The sequence below is a fragment of the Streptomyces deserti genome, from assembly GCF_054782695.1.
In genome coordinates this window covers 176872-193276 of sequence record NZ_BAAGRZ010000010.1, presented here as the reverse complement: position 1 = coordinate 193276, position 16405 = coordinate 176872, and the positions used below count along the sequence as shown (strand labels likewise).

General features: G+C 71.9%; 14 protein-coding genes and 1 pseudogene. 5 read left to right on the top strand and 10 right to left on the bottom strand.

Translation table 11 applies throughout. The annotated features are described in order from the left end of the window. Positions 1–18: 18 nt before the first annotated feature. The 3 genes from ACYVMZ_RS19500 to afsQ1 are packed head-to-tail and all read right to left on the bottom strand — an operon-like array spanning position 19 to position 2908. Positions 19–630 (bottom strand): hypothetical protein, encoded by a 612-nt coding sequence (locus ACYVMZ_RS19500; RefSeq protein ID WP_461081279.1) that lies wholly within the window; start codon positions 628–630, stop codon positions 19–21. Continuing rightward, positions 630–2234, bottom strand: a complete 1605-nt coding sequence (locus ACYVMZ_RS19495) for an ATP-binding protein (RefSeq protein ID WP_461081277.1) — start codon at positions 2232–2234, stop codon at positions 630–632. Before ACYVMZ_RS19495 ends, ACYVMZ_RS19500 begins: the two co-directional genes overlap by 1 nt. After that, complete coding sequence (gene afsQ1 / locus ACYVMZ_RS19490) at positions 2231–2908, bottom strand: two-component system response regulator AfsQ1 (RefSeq protein WP_187827957.1); 678 nt, start codon at positions 2906–2908, stop codon at positions 2231–2233. Before afsQ1 ends, ACYVMZ_RS19495 begins: the two co-directional genes overlap by 4 nt. A 193-nt stretch (positions 2909–3101) precedes the next feature. On the opposite strand from afsQ1, the gene ACYVMZ_RS19485 reads away from it, so the two are divergent. Next, positions 3102–3878, top strand: a complete 777-nt coding sequence (locus ACYVMZ_RS19485) for a SigE family RNA polymerase sigma factor (protein ID WP_461081274.1) — start codon at positions 3102–3104, stop codon at positions 3876–3878. A 259-nt stretch (positions 3879–4137) separates the two neighbouring features. On the opposite strand, the gene ACYVMZ_RS19480 is transcribed toward ACYVMZ_RS19485, so the two are convergent. Continuing rightward, positions 4138–4773, bottom strand: a complete 636-nt coding sequence (locus tag ACYVMZ_RS19480) for a uridine kinase family protein (protein ID WP_461081272.1) — start codon at positions 4771–4773, stop codon at positions 4138–4140. A 133-nt stretch (positions 4774–4906) separates the two neighbouring features. Between ACYVMZ_RS19480 and ACYVMZ_RS19475 the strand changes: the two are divergent. Beyond that, positions 4907–5146: pseudogene (locus ACYVMZ_RS19475) on the top strand (hypothetical protein); the annotation flags it as partial. Between the two features lie 196 nt (positions 5147–5342). Here the strand turns inward: ACYVMZ_RS19475 and ACYVMZ_RS19470 are convergent. The 3 genes from ACYVMZ_RS19470 to deoC are packed head-to-tail and all read right to left on the bottom strand — an operon-like array spanning position 5343 to position 8705. Further along, positions 5343–6287, bottom strand: coding sequence for an aldehyde dehydrogenase family protein (locus ACYVMZ_RS19470; RefSeq protein WP_461081270.1), 945 nt, complete (start codon positions 6285–6287; stop codon positions 5343–5345). After that, positions 6280–7743, bottom strand: coding sequence for an aldehyde dehydrogenase family protein (locus ACYVMZ_RS19465; protein ID WP_461081268.1), 1464 nt, complete (start codon positions 7741–7743; stop codon positions 6280–6282). Before ACYVMZ_RS19465 ends, ACYVMZ_RS19470 begins: the two co-directional genes overlap by 8 nt. A 5-nt stretch (positions 7744–7748) precedes the next feature. Further along, positions 7749–8705, bottom strand: a complete 957-nt coding sequence (gene deoC, locus ACYVMZ_RS19460) for a deoxyribose-phosphate aldolase (protein ID WP_461081368.1) — start codon at positions 8703–8705, stop codon at positions 7749–7751. A gap of 261 nt (positions 8706–8966) precedes the next feature. Between deoC and ACYVMZ_RS19455 the strand changes: the two genes are divergently transcribed. After that, complete coding sequence (locus ACYVMZ_RS19455) at positions 8967–9683, top strand: PH domain-containing protein (RefSeq protein ID WP_461081266.1); 717 nt, start codon at positions 8967–8969, stop codon at positions 9681–9683. 235 nt (positions 9684–9918) lie between these two features. On the opposite strand, the gene ACYVMZ_RS19450 is transcribed toward ACYVMZ_RS19455, so the two are convergent. From ACYVMZ_RS19450 to ACYVMZ_RS19440, 3 genes are all read right to left on the bottom strand, one after another. Further along, positions 9919–11565 (bottom strand): phospho-sugar mutase, encoded by a 1647-nt coding sequence (locus ACYVMZ_RS19450; RefSeq protein ID WP_461081264.1) that lies wholly within the window; start codon positions 11563–11565, stop codon positions 9919–9921. A 443-nt stretch (positions 11566–12008) separates the two neighbouring features. After that, a complete protein-coding gene (locus ACYVMZ_RS19445; RefSeq protein ID WP_461081262.1) occupies positions 12009–12833 on the bottom strand; it encodes a purine-nucleoside phosphorylase in 825 nt (274 codons plus the stop codon). A 116-nt stretch (positions 12834–12949) separates the two neighbouring features. Next, on the bottom strand, positions 12950–13387 hold the full coding sequence (locus ACYVMZ_RS19440; RefSeq protein ID WP_461081260.1) for a gamma-glutamylcyclotransferase: 438 nt from the start codon (positions 13385–13387) through the stop codon (positions 12950–12952). A gap of 95 nt (positions 13388–13482) precedes the next feature. Here ACYVMZ_RS19440 and ACYVMZ_RS19435 point away from each other — a divergent pair, with 95 nt between their 5' ends. Together ACYVMZ_RS19435 and ACYVMZ_RS19430 are read left to right on the top strand one after the other, a co-directional pair. Next, positions 13483–14928 carry an NAD(P)H-quinone dehydrogenase gene (locus ACYVMZ_RS19435; protein ID WP_461081258.1) on the top strand — a complete coding sequence of 482 codons (1446 nt, stop codon included), beginning with the start codon at positions 13483–13485 and terminating at the stop codon, positions 14926–14928. 166 nt (positions 14929–15094) lie between these two features. Then, positions 15095–16087 carry a DeoR/GlpR family DNA-binding transcription regulator gene (locus ACYVMZ_RS19430; protein WP_461081256.1) on the top strand — a complete coding sequence of 331 codons (993 nt, stop codon included), beginning with the start codon at positions 15095–15097 and terminating at the stop codon, positions 16085–16087. Positions 16088–16405: the final 318 nt, after the last annotated feature.

Below are 16405 nucleotides of genomic sequence, written 5' to 3'. Positions count from 1 at the left end.
CATGCGCCACAGCGGGCGTCAGCCGCCCATGACCTCCGTCGACGGCGGTTCCTTGCTGCCGGGCCGGGCACGGACCTCGTCGGTGCACTCGTAGCGGCGCGGCGGTTCGGCGCCGGGTCCGCCAAGGATCACGGACCCGTCGCCCTCGGCGGCCGCCGAGTCGGAGAAGGTGCAGACGAGCTGGGCGAGCGCGTACGAGGTGAGCGCGCCCGGCGCGCTGCTCAGCCGCAGCGTGTCGTCCGGGTCACCGGGGCGCGGTCCGCTCACGGTCATGCCGCCGCGGACGTTCGTGGTGTACCCGGCCTCCTTCTCGGCGGCCGACTGCGGCGCCGAGAGCTGGTCGAGCAGCCCCTGCGCCACCAGCACGCGCCGCTCGGAGTCCGCCGTGCCGTCCGGGACCCGCACGGTCCGGTCGACGGCCACGAGCGAGGAGCCGCACAGCAGGAACACCCGCACCGGCAGACCGCGCGCGGTCTGCGTCGACACCTCCGGCTCGGCGAGCGAGCAGCGCACCCGTGACGGCGCCGGCCCGAAGTCCGTCGGCACCTCGGTCGCCCGGATCCCGCACCCGGCGAGCAGCACGGCGAGGGCGGGGACGGCCAGCAACCGCGGCAGACGTCGTATGTTCATCAGGCGTCCCCCTTCGAGCCCTCGCCCTTGCTCTGGTCGGTGCTGCCGCCCTTGCCGTTCTGCGTGCCCTCGGGCTGCTCGGTCAGCGTCGAGGTGTCCCGTGGCAGCCGCAGTGTGAACTCCGCGCCGCCCTCGGGACAGTTGGCGGCGGTGAGCTCGCCGCCGTGGATGTGCGCGTTCTCCAGGGCGATGGACAGGCCGAGGCCGCTGCCCTCGGAGCGCGGCCGGGAAGCGCTCGCCTTGTAGAACCGGTCGAAGACGTGCGGCAGGACGTCCTCGGGGATGCCCGGCCCGTGGTCCCGCACCTGGATGACGACCTCGCTGTCCTCCTCGCGCACGGACACCCGCACCGGGGAGCCGCCGTGCTTGAGCGCGTTGCCGATGAGGTTGGCCAGGATCACGTCCAGGCGGCGCGGGTCGAGACGGGCGTGGATGCCGCGCTCGGCGTCCAGCTCGACCGCGTCCAGCCAGGCACGGGCGTCGATGCACGCGGTGATCTGGTCGGCGATGTCGACGTCGTCCAGCACGAGCCGGGCGGTGCCCGCGTCGAAGCGGGTGACCTCCATCAAGTTCTCGACCAGGTCGTTCAGCCGCCGCGTCTCACTGACCACGAGCCGTACGGCCGGCTCGATCATCGGGTCGATGCCGCCGCCCTCGGACTCCAGCTCCTCCTCCAGCACCTCGGTCACGGCGGTGATGGCGGTCAGCGGCGTCCGCAGCTCATGACTCATGTCCGCGACGAAACGCCGGGACGCCTCGTCGCGCGCGGCCATGTCGGCGACCCGTTTCTCCAGCGCCTCGGCCGCGTTGTTGAACGTCCGCGACAGATCGGCCAGTTCGTCGGTGCCGGACACCCGCAGCCGGGTGTCGAGCTTGCCCTCGCCGAGCCGCCGGGCGGCCACCCCGAGCCGCTGCACCGGCTTCAGCACGGTCGTCGCGGCGGCCTGCGCGAGCAGCGCCGAACCGATCAGCGCGAGCCCCGTGGCGATCCCCAGCGACCAGGCCAGCGAGTTGAGGTCCTTCGCCTCCGGCTCCAGCGACTTGAGCATGTAGCCGGTCGGGCCGCCGCCGATCACCCGCGTCCCGGCCACCAGGTACGGGGTGTCGTCCTCGACGATCCGCTGCCAGTACAGGTGGTACGCGTGCTTGTTGGCCGAGGTGACCTTCTGCCGCTTGTTCACCGCCTCGCGCAGCGACTCGGGCACGTCCCGCAGCGCGAAGCCGTTCAGCCCGCCGGAGCTGCCGTACACGGTCCTGCCCTCGGCGTTCTCCGCGACCAGCAGCACGCTGAAACGCTGGCTGCTGCCCGCCATCTGCCCCGCGGTGTGCTGCAGCTCGTCCTGCGTCGGGTTCTGCGGCAGCGCGCCCGCGCGGTTCTGCATCTCCTGCTCGAAGTCGCGCAGCACGGCGTCCTGGGTGCGGGTGAGCACGGCCTCGCGGTTGAGCCAGTACGCGATCCCGGACGCGGAGACGGCGGCCGTCAGCGCCACCAGCCCGAAGACGACGACCAGCCTGAGGCGCAGGCTGGTGAAACGCAGCCGCGACTGAACCTTCTTGCGCGCCGCGGCCCAGCCGCGGGTCCCCCCTTGGTGCTCCTGGGTCACTGAGGCGGATCCAGCCGGTAGCCGACACCGCGCACGGTACGGATCAGCGTCGGGGACGACGGCACGTCCTCGACCTTGGCGCGCAGCCGCTGGACACACGCGTCCACCAGCCGCGAGTCACCGAGGTAGTCGTGCTCCCACACCAGCCGCAGCAGCTGCTGCCGCGACAGCGCCTGCCCCGGCCGCCGGCTCAGCTCCAGCAGCAGCCGCAGCTCGGTCGGCGTGAGCTGGAGATCCTGGCCGTTCTTGGTCACGGTCATCGCCGAGCGGTCGATGACGAGGCTGCCGAACGTCGCCGAGTCGCTGGACTCCCGCTCCCCGCGCCGCAGCACCGCCCGGATCCGGGCGTCGAGCACCCGGCCCTGCACCGGTTTGACGACGTAGTCGTCGGCGCCGGACTCCAGACCGACGACGACGTCGATGTCGTCGCTGCGCGCGGTCAGCAGGATGATCGGCAGCTGGTCGGTGCGCCGGATGCGCCGGCACACCTCGAAACCGTCGATGCCGGGCAGCATCACGTCCAGCACGATCAGATCCGGCCGCTGCTCGCGCAGCAGCTTCAGACCGTCCTCACCGCTGGCAGCGGTCGCCACCCGGTGTCCCTGGCGCGTCAGAGAGAGCTCCAGGGCCGTCCGGATGGCGTCGTCGTCCTCGATCAGCAACAGGGAAGGCACGGGCTCATTCTGGCCCATGGAGGGCTCGCTGTTCGACCTGTGGTCCGAGATGGTGCGGGCCGGCCCCTGTGACAGCTCTGTGACAGTCGGCGGACACGGCCATGAAGTCGCCCCGGCAAGCTTTTCGGCACAGGCAAGACAGCAGAACGACAGCAAGACCGAACACCGGTAAGTCCACGACGGGGGGCGCGAGATGAACACGCTGCACGGCACCAGCACCAGCGCAGTGGTCACGCGTCTGCACGACGTGCACCGGGGTAATGAGAAGTCCGGTGTCGTTGGGGGCACCTCCCTGCTCGAGCGAAGCCGAGAGCTTGGGGGAGGGCGGGGGTGCGCTCGCGGCGCCGGGCGTCAGCACACCGCCTACATGACGGTGGTTGACGCATCCACGGGGGAAACGCACGGGGGAGCCGCGTACGGGGAGGCCTCGGGGGAGCGCCGCAGCCTGTCGGAGGCGGAGTTCACCGCCTACGTCCAGGAGCGCCGCGCCTCCCTGTACGCCACCGCCTACCACCTCACCGGCGACCGCTTCGAGGCCGAGGACCTGCTGCAGAGCGCGCTGTTCTCGACGTACAAGGCGTGGGACCGGATCAGTGACAAGGCGGCGGTCGGCGGATACCTCCGCCGCACCATGACCAACCTGCACATCAGCGCCTGGCGGCGTCGCAAGCTCAACGAGTACCCGACCGAGGAACTGCCGGAGACGCCCGGCGACACGGACGCGATGCGCGGCACCGAGCTGCGCGCGGTCCTGTGGCAGGCGCTGGCCCGGCTGCCCGAGCTCCAGCGCACCATGCTGGTCCTGCGCTACTACGAGGGCCGCACGGACCCGGAGATCGCGGAGATCCTCGACATCAGTGTCGGCACGGTGAAGTCCAGCATCTGGCGGTCGCTCCGCCGGCTGCGCGAGGACGAGGTCCTCAGCTTCGGCCGTGACGAGGAGGACGCCTTCGGCGAGTTGGTCGCCTGAAGGTCCGGGGGAAGCAAAAAAATAGGGCTCCGGGTGTATCACGGGGGAGGTACCGGGGTCTGCATAACAGGGTCCCGGTATCCGGGGCCCTGGGGGGAGCACGGGGGAAGCACCACAGGGGGGATCACGGGGGAACCACGGGGGAGCGGGACTGGAGGGCCGGGGGGTCCGTCCAGTCCCGCTTTTTCGTCGCCCCTCTTCGTAGCTCTTCGAGGTTTCGTAGCCCTTCGATGTCCTTCGTTTGTCGCGCGTACGTCCGTCAGACCGCCGTACGCGCCGTCACGCACCGCCCCGCCGCCGCGGCCGCCAGGCGGCCCATCGCCTCGTCCCGGTCGCAGGCGTGGGCGCCGAGTGCCGTCTGGCGGGCGATGATCGCGCGCTCCTGCCGCATCAGGCGCCAGCCGCGGCGCAGCAGGAACGGCACCGACTTGCGGCCCTCCCTGAGGTCCCGCACGAAGCGGCGGCGGAAGGTCTTCACCGGGCCGCGGCTCAGGCACAGGGCGTCGGCCAGGACGCCGAGCTCCCGGCAGCGTGTGACGATCTCCGCGGCGAAGATGCCCTCCGCGATGAACAGCGGGGTCCGCCCGATCTCCACCGTTTCCTCGCCGGTGCGGGCGCTGAGGGCGATGTCGTAGACGGGGACGTTCGTACGGCCCGTGCGGCACAGCTCCGTGATGGCGGCGACGGCCGTGTCCGCGTCCCAGGAGCCCGGGTGGTCCCAGTCGATGTCGGAGCTCCCCGCCACCAGTGGAAGGGTCGGGTCGTCGCCCTCCTTGTAGAAGTCGTCGAGCCGCAGCACCGGGAGGCCGGAGCGGGCCGCGAGGAGGGACTTGCCGGAGCCGGAGGGGCCGCAGAGCAGCACGACTCGCGTCGGTATGGGCGGTTGGGAACTCACGGGACACCAGTGTGAGGCATCGATCGGCCGCCGTACGACCCTGCGGGTCGGCTTTGAAGCGCGCATCACACCTCAACTACCCTCCGTGGTCACTCGATCACCCGGTGCAGTAGCAGGTGGCAGCGGCGATGGCCCGCAGGCCGGTCTCCAGGCGACGGCCGGCACGGTCGGTTACGCCACCGGCCCGGTCGCGGGACTGAAGCCCAACCCGCTCGCCGGCACGGGCGTCACCCCGCTCGACAACGGCGTCGGCACCCAGGTCGCCGACTTCCAGCCGGTGAGCCCGGCGGCAGTGACCGGGCCGGTCGCGCAGGCGTCGTCGGTCGGGGCGATGCCGGTGGTCGGCCAGGCCACCGGCCCGCTCTTTCCTTAGGGCCGGCTGCCGCGCAGCGGGACCTCCCGGATCAGCCAGGACACCGAGACCCGCCAGGCGCTCGCCCCGCAGATACAGCGCGTCGGTATCTGACGTCGTGCGTCATGGCCCGGCGTGCGGAAGCCCCGGCCCCCTGGACGGAGGAGAGCCGGGGCTTCCGGTCTGTGCGGCGGCTCCGCGATGAGCCGCGGCGTGCCTAGTACGACGAACCGGACGCGCCCAGCGACCCGGTCGGGTGCCAGACCGTCTTCGTCTCCAGGAACGCCGTCATACGGTCGATGCCCGGCGTCCGCGCGTAGTCCACAGGCTGGGGACGCAGCACCCGCTTGAGGTTGTCCGCCGCCGCGATCTCCAGCTCCTTCGCCAGCACCTCGTCGGCGCCCGCGAGGTCGATCGCGTTGACGTCCTGGTGGGCGGCCAGTGGTGTGGCGATCTCCGCCGTACGGCCGGAGAGGATGTTGACCGTGCCGCCGGGGACGTCCGAGGTCGCCAGGACCTCGCCCAGGGACAGCGCCGGGAGCGGGGACTTCTCGCTCGCCACCACGACCGCCGTGTTGCCGGTCGCGATCACCGGGGCGACGACGGACACCAGGCCCAGGAAGGACGACTCCTGGGGCGCGACGACCGCGACCACGCCGGTCGGCTCGGGGGAGGAGAGGTTGAAGAACGGGCCCGCGACCGGGTTTCCGCCGCCGACCACCTGCGCGATCTTGTCGGTCCAGCCCGCGTACCAGACCCAGCGGTCGATCGTCGCGTCGACCACCGAGGCCGCCTTCGACTTCGACAGGCCCTCGGCGTCGGCCACCTCGCGGACGAACTGGTCGCGGCGGCCCTCCAGCATCTCCGCGACCCGGTAGAGGATCTGGCCGCGGTTGTACGCCGTCGCGCCCGACCACGCTCCGAAGGCCTTGCGGGCGGCGACCACCGCGTCACGGGCGTCCTTGCGGGAGGAGAGCGGTGCGTTGGCCAGCCACTTGCCCTTCGAGTCGGTCACCTCGTACACCCGGCCGCTCTCGGAACGCGGGAACTTCCCGCCGACGTACAGCTTGTAGGTCTTGAAGACGGAGAGTCGCTCGGTCCTCTCGGTCTTCTCGTTCTTCTCGGTTTTCTCGTTCTTCTCGGACGTCGTCTTCTCAGACATCGAGGTACGCCTCCAGGCCGTGGCGGCCGCCCTCGCGGCCGAAGCCCGACTCCTTGTAGCCGCCGAACGGCGAGGTCGGGTCGAACTTGTTGAACGTGTTGGACCAGATGACACCCGCGCGGAGCCTGTTCGCGACGGCCAGGATCCGGGAGCCCTTCTCGGTCCAGACGCCCGCCGACAGGCCGTACGGCGTGTTGTTGGCCTTGGCGACGGCCTCGTCCGGGGTGCGGAAGGTGAGGACCGACAGCACCGGGCCGAAGATCTCGTCGCGGGCGATGGTGTGCGCCTGCGTGACGTTGGTGAAGAGCGTCGGGGCGAACCAGTAGCCGTTCTCGGGGAGTTCGCAGGCCGGCGACCAGCGCTCGGCGCCCTCCGCCTCACCCTGCTCGACGAGTGAGGTGATGCGGGAGAGCTGTTCGGCGGAGTTGATCGCGCCGATGTCCGTGTTCTTGTCGAGGGGGTCGCCGAGGCGGAGGGTGGAGAGCCTGCGCTTCAGGGCCTCCAGCAGCTCGTCCTGGACCGACTCCTGGACGAGCAGGCGGGAACCCGCGCAGCAGACCTGGCCCTGGTTGAAGAAGATGCCGTTGACGATGCCCTCGACGGCCTGGTCGATGGGGGCGTCGTCGAAGACGATGTTGGCGCCCTTGCCGCCGAGTTCGAGGGTGAGCTTCTTCCTCGTCCCCGCCACCGTGCGGGCGATCTCCTTGCCGACCGCGGTGGAGCCGGTGAAGGCGACCTTGTTCACGTCCGGGTGCGCGACGAGCGCGGCGCCCGTGTCGCCGTAGCCCGGGAGGATGTTGACGACGCCCTTGGGCAGGCCCGCCTGGCGGCAGATGTCCGCGAAGAACAGGGCTGAGAGCGGGGTCGTCTCGGCGGGCTTGAGGACGACCGTGTTGCCGGTCGCCAGGGCCGGGGCGATCTTCCACGCCAGCATCAGCAGCGGGAAGTTCCAGGGGATGACCTGGCCCGCGACGCCCAGCGGCCGCGGGCTGGGCCCGCTGTGTTCATTTGTCGTCCTCCGGCCGAACCCAGCGTGCTCCAGCTTGTCGGCCCAGCCCGCGTAGTAGAAGAAGTGGGCGGCGACCAGCGGGAGGTCGGCGTCGCGCGTCTCCTTGACGGGCTTGCCGTTGTCGAGGGTTTCGAGGACGGCGAGTTCGCGGCTGCGCTCCTGGATGATCCGGGCGATGCGGAACAGGTACTTGGCGCGCTCGGAGCCCGGCAGCGCCGACCACTTCTCGAAGGCCTTGCGGGCGGCCCGGACGGCACGGTCGACGTCTTCGGAACCGGCCTGGGCGACCTCGGAGAGCACCTCCTCGGTCGACGGGCTGACCGTCTTGAAGACCTTGCCGTCGGCGGCCTCGGTGAACTCGCCGTCGATGAACAGGCCGTAGGAGGGGGCGATGTCGACGACCGAGCGGGACTCGGGTGCGGGGGCGTATTCGAATGCCGATGCCATGGTGATCAGTCCACCGTCACGTAGTCGGGGCCGGAGTAACGGCCGGTGGCGAGCTTCTGGCGCTGCATCAGCAGGTCGTTCAGCAGCGAGGAGGCGCCGAAGCGGAACCAGTGGTTGTCCAGCCAGTCCTCGCCGACGGTCTCGTTGACCAGGACCAGGAACTTGATCGCGTCCTTGCTGGTCCGGATGCCGCCTGCGGGCTTCACCCCGACCTGTACCCCGGTCTGCGCCCGGAAGTCGCGCACCGCCTCCAGCATGAGGAGGGTGTTCGCGGGCGTGGCGCTCACCGCCACCTTGCCGGTCGAGGTCTTGATGAAGTCCGCTCCCGCCAGCATGCCGAGCCAGCTCGCGCGCCGGATGTTGTCGTACGTCGACAGCTCGCCCGTCTCGAAGATGACCTTCAGGCGGGCGCTCGTCCCGCAGGCCTCCTTCACGGCGGCGATCTCGTCGTACACCTTCAGGTACTTGCCCGCGAGGAACGCCCCGCGGTCGATGACCATGTCGATCTCGTCGGCACCGGCGGTGACCGCCTCGCGGACGTCCGCCAGCTTGACGGAGAGCGGGGCGCGGCCGGCCGGGAAGGCGGTGGCGACCGAGGCGACCTTCACGCCCGAGCCGGCGACGGCCTCCTTGGCGACGGCCACCATGTCGGGGTAGACGCAGACCGCGGCCGTGGTGGGGGCGCTGCGGTCGGTCGGGTCGGGGCGGACCGCCTTCGCGCCGAGCGCCCGGACCTTGCCCGGGGTGTCCGCGCCTTCCAGCGTCGTCAGGTCGACCATCGAGATGGCGAGGTCGATGGCGTACGCCTTCGCGGTCGTCTTGATCGAACGGGTGCCGAGGGAGGCGGCACGCGCCTCCAGGCCGACCGCGTCGACGCCGGGCAGCCCGTGGAGGAAGCGGCGCAGCGTGCTGTCGGACGCGGTGACGTCTGAGAGCGAGTGCGGGAGTGCAGTGGTGGGCATGGTCACCAGACGAGCATATCTACGCGCGTAGCGGCTGTACAGAGCTGGGGGCTCATCTCGCGGGGGGTTCGCGCGGATGAGCGGGTGCGGTAATCGGAGAACGTGGGCGGATGAGTGGGGCGGCATCTCGGAGGGGGCGTGTGCGGACGAGGTGGGGCGGTACTTCGGAGGGGCGTGCGCGGATGAGGTGGGGCGTGTGCGGATGGGGCGGGGCGGTACCTCGTAGGAGCGTGTGCGGTGCTGTCGGGCAGAATCGGGAGCATGACGACCCCGGAGCACCAGTCACCAGCGCCGCAGCCGTCGGAGCCCTCGGAGCCCGCGTTCAAGGACCGGGTCCACCGGTCGGCCGCGAGCATCGCCGGCGGCGTGCTGCTGCTCGGCATCGGCGGATGGCTCGGCATCGACGCCGTGGTCTCCGGCCAGGGCCGCACGCCGTGGCTGGCGCTCGCCGCGCTGCTCCTCGCCGTACCCCTGGTCGCCGCCTTCACCCTGCGCCCCGCCGTCTACGTCAACCAGGACCGGCTGCGGATCCGCAACCCCTTCCGGATCATCGTCCTGCCCTGGGGCGAGGTCGCCTCGCTGCGCTCCGGCTACTCGAACGAGGTGGTGGCGAACTCCGGCACGAAGTACCAGCTGTGGGCCCTCCCCGTCTCGCTGCGCGCCCGCAAGAGGGCGGCGCGCCGGGAGGCGCGGGCGGCGGCCGAGGGCGTACGAGGCGGTGGTGGTGGCCGGGCCGGAGGGCGGGGGCCGGGGCTGAGCGGTGGCAGGAGCGGGGGCTTCGGGCCGGGGGGCGGTTCGGTGGCCGAGGGGCCGACGCGGGCGGAGACCGACCGGATCATGGACGACCTGCGTGAGCTGCACGCGGATCGGCGGGAGGCTCGGTCCGCGCAGGGGGAGGTGACCGTGCGGTGGGCGTACGAGATCGCGGGGCCGGCGGCTGCCGGGGCGGTGTTGCTGGTGATCCTGCTGGCCCTGTGACACCGGGGACTCGGCGGCGAGGGGGCCGGAGGGGCCGCAACCCCTGACGCGGGTCGGGCGCTGTGGGCGCCGGCCGTGCTGCTGGGGGTGCGTGGCTGGTGGTGGAGGGGGTGCGGTGGGGAGATCGGGGATGACTGAGAGGGGGCGCGTGTCGGCTGCTGTGGTAGCGGCCGATGGGGTGTCTCCGGGGCTGGGGAGGGGCACCCAATCGGCCGCTGTGTGGGGGAAGCGCGCGTCAGATGCCCGCTGCTGTTGACAGGTCCCGCTTGATCGACGTCAGCAGGTCCGTCGCCTTCGCGCGGGCCGCGGGGAGGTCGGCGTGCGCGGCTACGGGGACCACGACCTCCAGGTAGCACTTCAGCTTGGGCTCCGTGCCGCTGGGGCGGACGATCACGCGGGCGCCGTCGAGGGTGTAGCGCAGGCCGTCTGTGGGCGGGAGGCTGTCCGTGCCCCGCGTGAGGTCCTCGGAGCGGGTGATCGGCAGGCCGCCGAGACGGGTCGGGGGGTGTTCGCGCAGGCGGCGCATCGCGGCCGCGATGACGGAGAGGTCCTGGACGCGGACCGAGAGCTGGTCGGTGGCGTGCAGGCCGTGCTCCACGGCGAGGTCGTCGAGGAGGTCGAGGAGGGTGCGGCCCTCCGACTTGAGGACCGAGGCGAGTTCCGTGATGAGGAGCGCGGCCGTGATGCCGTCCTTGTCGCGTACGCCGCCGGGGTCGACGCAGTAGCCGAGGGCCTCCTCGTAGCCGTACCGCAGGCCTTCGGCGCGGGCGATCCACTTGAAGCCGGTGAGGGTTTCGGTGTGGGGGAGGCCCGCCTTCTCGGCGATGCGGCCGAGGAGGGAGGACGAGACGATCGACGCCGCGAAAGTGCCCTCTGCTCCGCGGTCGACCAGGTGGGCGGCGAGGAGGGCGCCGACCTCGTCGCCGCTGAGCATGCGCCAGTCGGCACCGTCCTTGACGGCTACGGCGCAGCGGTCGGCGTCCGGGTCGTTGGCGATGACCAGGTCCGGGTCGGCCTCGCGGGCCTTCGCGAAGGCCAGGTCCATCGCGCCGGGCTCTTCCGGGTTGGGGAAGGCGACGGTGGGGAAGTCCGGGTCGGGGTCGGCCTGCTCGGTGACGAGGACCGGCTCCGGGAAGCCGGCGCGGGCGAAGGCGGCGAGGAGGACGTCCGTGCCGACGCCGTGCATCGCGGTGTAGACGGTGCGGGCGGTGCGGGGGGAGCCGGCGGCGAGGACGGCGTCCGTGCGGGCGAGGTAGGCGTCGAGGACGCTGTCGTCGAGGGTCTCCCAGCCTTCGGTGGGGCGGGGGACGACGGTCAGGGAGGGCACGGCGGCGATCTCGGCGGCGATGTCCGCGTCGGCGGGCGGGACGATCTGGGAGCCGTCGCCGAGGTAGACCTTGTAGCCGTTGTCGCGGGGCGGGTTGTGGCTCGCGGTGACCTCCACGCCGGCGACCGCGCCGAGGTGCCTTATGGCGAAGGCGAGGACGGGGGTGGGGAGGGGGCGGGGCAGCACGGCGGCCCTGAGGCCTGCGCCCGTCATGACGGAGGCGGTGTCGCGGGCGAAGTCCTCCGACTTGCGGCGGGCGTCGTAGCCGATGACGACGAGGCCGGCGTCGGCGTCCCCGTGGGGGGTCCCGTTCTTCTTCAGGTACGCGGCGAGGCCGGCGGCGGCGCGGATGACGACCGAGCGGTTCATGCGCATGGGGCCGGCGCCGAGTTCGCCGCGCAGGCCGGCGGTGCCGAACTGGAGGGTGCCGCTGAAGCGTGCGGCGAGCTCGGCGTGGTCCTTGGCGTCGATGAGCCGGGCGAGTTCCTCGCGGGTCTCCGCGTCGGGGTCCTCGGCGAGCCACGCCTGGGCCTGTGCGATGAGGTCGTCTTGCACGGTCGTGTCAGCCTCTCGTCGTTGGGTGCGGGTGCGGGTGCGGGTGCGGGTGCGGGTGCGGATGCGGATGCCTGCGGCGGCCTGTGCGGCTTCGGCGGGGGTTGCTGCCGCGCCTACGCGGTGGTGCTGGGTTCGGGGCCGCGCGGGGGGTGTCCGTCCTCGGTCCGGTGGACCGGCCCATTGCCGGGTACCCGGCAAATCCGCCGGCCGCTGCGGGCGGACACCCCCGACACGTCCCCTTCCGTGCGCGGGCGAGTGCGGGCCCGTCCATCTTGCGGTGCCGGGCGGCCGTCGGCTCGCGGGGGGCGGTACGTGCGCACCGCGGGGCCCGTTGACCGCGGGCAATCGTGCCGCCTGGTCGGCACCCCGCGGCGCCGGGTTGCGCGACCCGCCTGCCCCCGCACCCGCGCCGGGCACCTGGCAACGCCGCCCAGCCCAGGGAACTACAGTCGCCCGAGCACCTGGGCCAGCAGCGACCCCATCCGTGTCGCCGAGTCACGGCCCGCCTGCAGGACCTCCTCGTGATTGAGGGGCTCACCCGTCATACCGGCAGCCAGGTTGGTGACCAGGGAGATGCCCAGCACCTCCGCACCCGCCTCGCGCGCGGCGATCGCCTCCAGGACCGTGGACATGCCCACCAGGTCCGCGCCGATGACACGGGCCATGCGGATCTCGGCCGGGGTCTCGTAGTGCGGGCCGGGGAACTGGGCGTAGACGCCCTCCTCCAGCGTGGGGTCGATCTCCTTGCACAGGGCGCGCAGGCGCGGGGAGTACAGGTCCGTGAGGTCGACGAAGTTCGCGCCGACGATGGGGGACGTCGCCGTGAGGTTGATGTGGTCGCTGATCAGGACCGGCTGGCCGGGGCGCATGCCCTCGCGCAGGCCGCCGCAGCCGTTGGTCAGGACGACCGTCTTGCAGCCCGCCGAGACGGCGGTGCGGACGCCGTGGGCGACGGCGGCCACCCCGCGGCCCTCGTAGTAGTGCGTGCGGCCCAGGAAGACCAGGGCGCGCTTGTCGCCGATCCGGTACGAGCGGATCTTGCCTCCGTGGCCCTCGACCGCCGGCGGCGGGAAACCGGGCAGCTCGGTGACCCGGAGCTCGGCGTCGGGGTCGCCGAGGGCGTCCACGGCCGGAGCCCAGCCGGAGCCCATCACGAGGGCGACGTCGTGGGTCTCGGCGCCCGTGAGTTCGCGCAGGCGAGCGGCGGCGGCGTCGGCGGCGCCGTAGGGGTCGCCCTGGATGTCGTCCGGAAGAAGAGATGCGTTCACGCCGACGAGGGTAGCCGGTCCGTGCCTACGCGCGTAGATGACAGAGCTGATGAGATGGCGATCGTTGTCTTGTCGTTTCCGACGAGAGCGGTGACGGAAGGGGCTGCCGTGGCCTGTCAGCAGGGGCGCTTGCGGAGTTCCATGACGTAGTCGTGGGGGGCTCCGGCGGACTCGGCCGCGTCCGCGATCTCACCGAGGTAGCGGGCGGAGGGCAGGCCGCCCTCGTAGGCGTTCAGGACGTAGGTCCAGGCCGGCTCCTCGCCGTCCAGGGTGTGCACACGGATCCGCATCCGGCGGTATATGTCCATGCCGACGCCCTCCCAGCGGTCCAGCGACTCCTCGTCCATGGGAGCGAGGTCGTACAGCGCGACGAAGACCTGGGCCAGGGGGTCCTCGACGATCGTGGCCAGCGCGCCGTCCCAGCCCATGTGCTCGCCGCCGAAGGTCAGCCGCCACCCGTTCAGCCAGCCGGTGGCGCGCAGCGGCGAGTGGGGGGCGCGGCGGGACATCAGCCGCGCGTCGAGGTTGCCGGCGTACGCGGCGTAGAGCGACATGGGGAGAGCGTACGGCAGCGGCACCGGAGTCACTCCCGTAACAGAGCCGCATCGGCCGGGGCCCCGGGCGGTCGCACGTTGAACGGTGCGGGACAATGGAGTACGTGACTCGGATCGTGATCATCGGTGGCGGACCCGGCGGATACGAAGCGGCGCTGGTCGCCGCACAACTCGGTGCGGAGGTGACCGTCGTCGACTGCGACGGTCTGGGCGGTGCGTCGGTCCTGACCGACTGCGTGCCGTCGAAGACCCTGATCGCCACGGCCGAGGTGATGACCACCTTCGACTCCTCGTACGAGGAACTGGGCATCATCGTCGCCGACGACACCCCGCCGCTGGAGCAGGCGGCCCGGATCATCGGCGTGGACCTGGGGAAGGTCAACCGGCGTGTGAAGCGCCTGGCCCTCGCCCAGTCGCACGACATCACCGCCTCCGTCACGCGTGCCGGTGCGCGGGTGATGCGCGGCCGCGGGCGGCTGGACGGCATGCAGGCCCTCGACGGGTCGCGCAAGGTCGTCGTCACCGCCGCCGACGGGAGCGAGGAGACGCTGACGGCGGACGCGGTGCTCATCGCGACCGGCGGCCACCCGCGCGAGCTGCCCGACGCCCGGCCCGACGGCGAGCGGATCCTGAACTGGACCCAGGTGTACGACCTCACCGAGCTGCCCGAGGAGCTCATCGTGGTCGGGTCGGGTGTGACCGGTGCCGAGTTCGCCGGCGCGTACCAGGCCCTCGGGGCGAAGGTGACGCTCGTGTCGTCCCGGGACCGGGTGCTGCCCGGTGAGGACCCGGACGCGGCGGCCGTGCTGGAGGAGGTCTTCCGGCGCCGCGGCATGAACGTCATGGCCCGCTCCCGTGCCGCCTCCGCCAAGCGGGTCGGCGACCGGGTCGAGGTCACGCTCGCCGACGGCCGGGTCATCACCGGGTCGCACTGCCTGATGGCCGTCGGCGCCGTGCCGAACAGCGCGGGCCTCGGTCTGGAGGAGGCCGGCGTCAAGCTGCGCGAGTCGGGTCACATCTGGACCGACAAGGTGTCGCGGACGACGGCTCCCGGCGTGTACGCGGCCGGTGACGTGACCGGGGTGTTCGCCCTCGCGTCCGTGGCGGCCATGCAGGGACGTATCGCCATGTACCACTTCCTGGGTGACGCGGTGACCCCGCTGAACCTGAAGACGGTCTCCTCCAACGTCTTCACCGACCCCGAGATCGCCACCGTCGGCTACACCCAGGCCGACGTCGACGGCGGGAAGATCGACGCCCGGGTCGTGAAGCTGCCGCTGCTGCGCAACCCGCGCGCGAAGATGCAGGGCATCCGCGACGGCTTCGTCAAGATCTTCTGCCGGCCGGGCACCGGGATCGTGGTCGGCGGTGTCGTCGTGGCGCCCCGCGCGTCGGAACTGATCCACCCCATCTCGATCGCGGTCGACAACAATCTGACGGTCGAACAGATCGCGAACGCCTTCACCGTGTACCCGTCCCTGTCGGGCTCGATCGCCGAGGTCGCCCGGCAGCTCCACACCCGCAAGGCGGGCGACGCCTGACGGCCGGATCCGACTCCTCGCTGGTCACGGGGAGTTGTCGAATGTGCGTGCGGCATAGGCGGCGGGACTAGGTTCTATACCACTTCCCGCCGCTCCGTGCGAACAACTTCTGTTATTCGGCGCATACTGCTGAAACCAGACGGTCGTTGGGGTTACTGTCAGTTTCGTGTTCGCTGCAGAACGTCGCCAATTGATCCTCGAAATGGTGCGAGCGAACGGGGCCGTGTCGCTCCGTGAGCTCGCCCGCGTCGTCCAGACCTCCGAAGTGACCGTACGGCGGGACGTGCGCGCGCTGGAGGCAGAAGGACTCCTCGACCGCCGGCACGGCGGTGCGGTACTGCCGGGCGGTTTCACGCGGGAGTCCGGCTTTCCGCAGAAGTCCCATCTCGCGACCGCCGAGAAGACCGCCATCGCCGACCTCGCCGCGAACTTCGTGGAAGAGGGCGAGGCCATCGTGGTCGGGGCGGGCACCACCACCCAGGAGCTGGCCCGCCGGCTCGCCCGGGTGCCCGGGCTGACGGTCGTCACCAACTCCCTCCTGGTGGCCCAGGCGTTGGCCCACGCCAACCGGGTGGAGGTCGTGATGACCGGCGGTACGCTCCGCGGTTCGAACTACGCCCTCGTCGGCAGCGGCGCCGAGCAGTCCCTGCAGGGGCTGCGGGTGTCGCGCGCCTTCCTCTCCGGCAGCGGCCTGACCGCCGAGCGCGGCCTGTCCACCTCCAACATGCTGTCGGCGTCCGTCGACCGGGCGCTGGTGCAGGCCGCCGCGGAGGTGGTCGTCCTCGCCGACCACACGAAGCTCGGTACGGACACCATGTTCCAGACCGTGCCGACGGATCTCATCACTCGGCTGGTGACGGACGAACCGCCCGCCCACGACGACCGTGCGGCCACCGAGCTGCAGGCGCTCGCCGACCAGGGTGTGCAGATCGCCGTGGCGGGCGTGCCGGGGGGTTCCTCGGATTCCGCGGGCTCTTCGGGGTCCGCGAGGTCGGGGGGTGATTCGGTTCCGGCGCGTCAGCAGCGCCGGGACGTGTCACTGCCCGGTCCACGCCGCCAGGTTCCCGGCGCCGGACCGGGGCTGCGCACGGCGACGGCCCTGGGTGAGCAGACGCCCGGGGCGGAACGGGCGCGGGTCGCTGATCTGCGACGCAGGTGAGGGGTGACGGCCGTCGGCCGAGCCGCGTGTCCGGCAGCCGTCTGCTTGCCGGTCGCCCGGCGCTGGAGCTGGGCAGGGGCGGGTCCGCGCCCCGGCGCCGCGGGGTGCCGCTGCGCCCACCCTCCCCCCCCCCAGCGGCACGACCGGCCGCGGCTGAGCGGGACCGGCGCCCGCGGCTTGGCCGTGCGTCTGGGCGCGTAGCCCCACCCGGCCGCAGGCCCCGCCCCGCGACGAGACCATAGGCGCTACGCGCATCCCCACCGGATCCGCGCAGGCCGCCGCGGGCATCCCACCCTCACCGCCGGACGCACCCGCCCG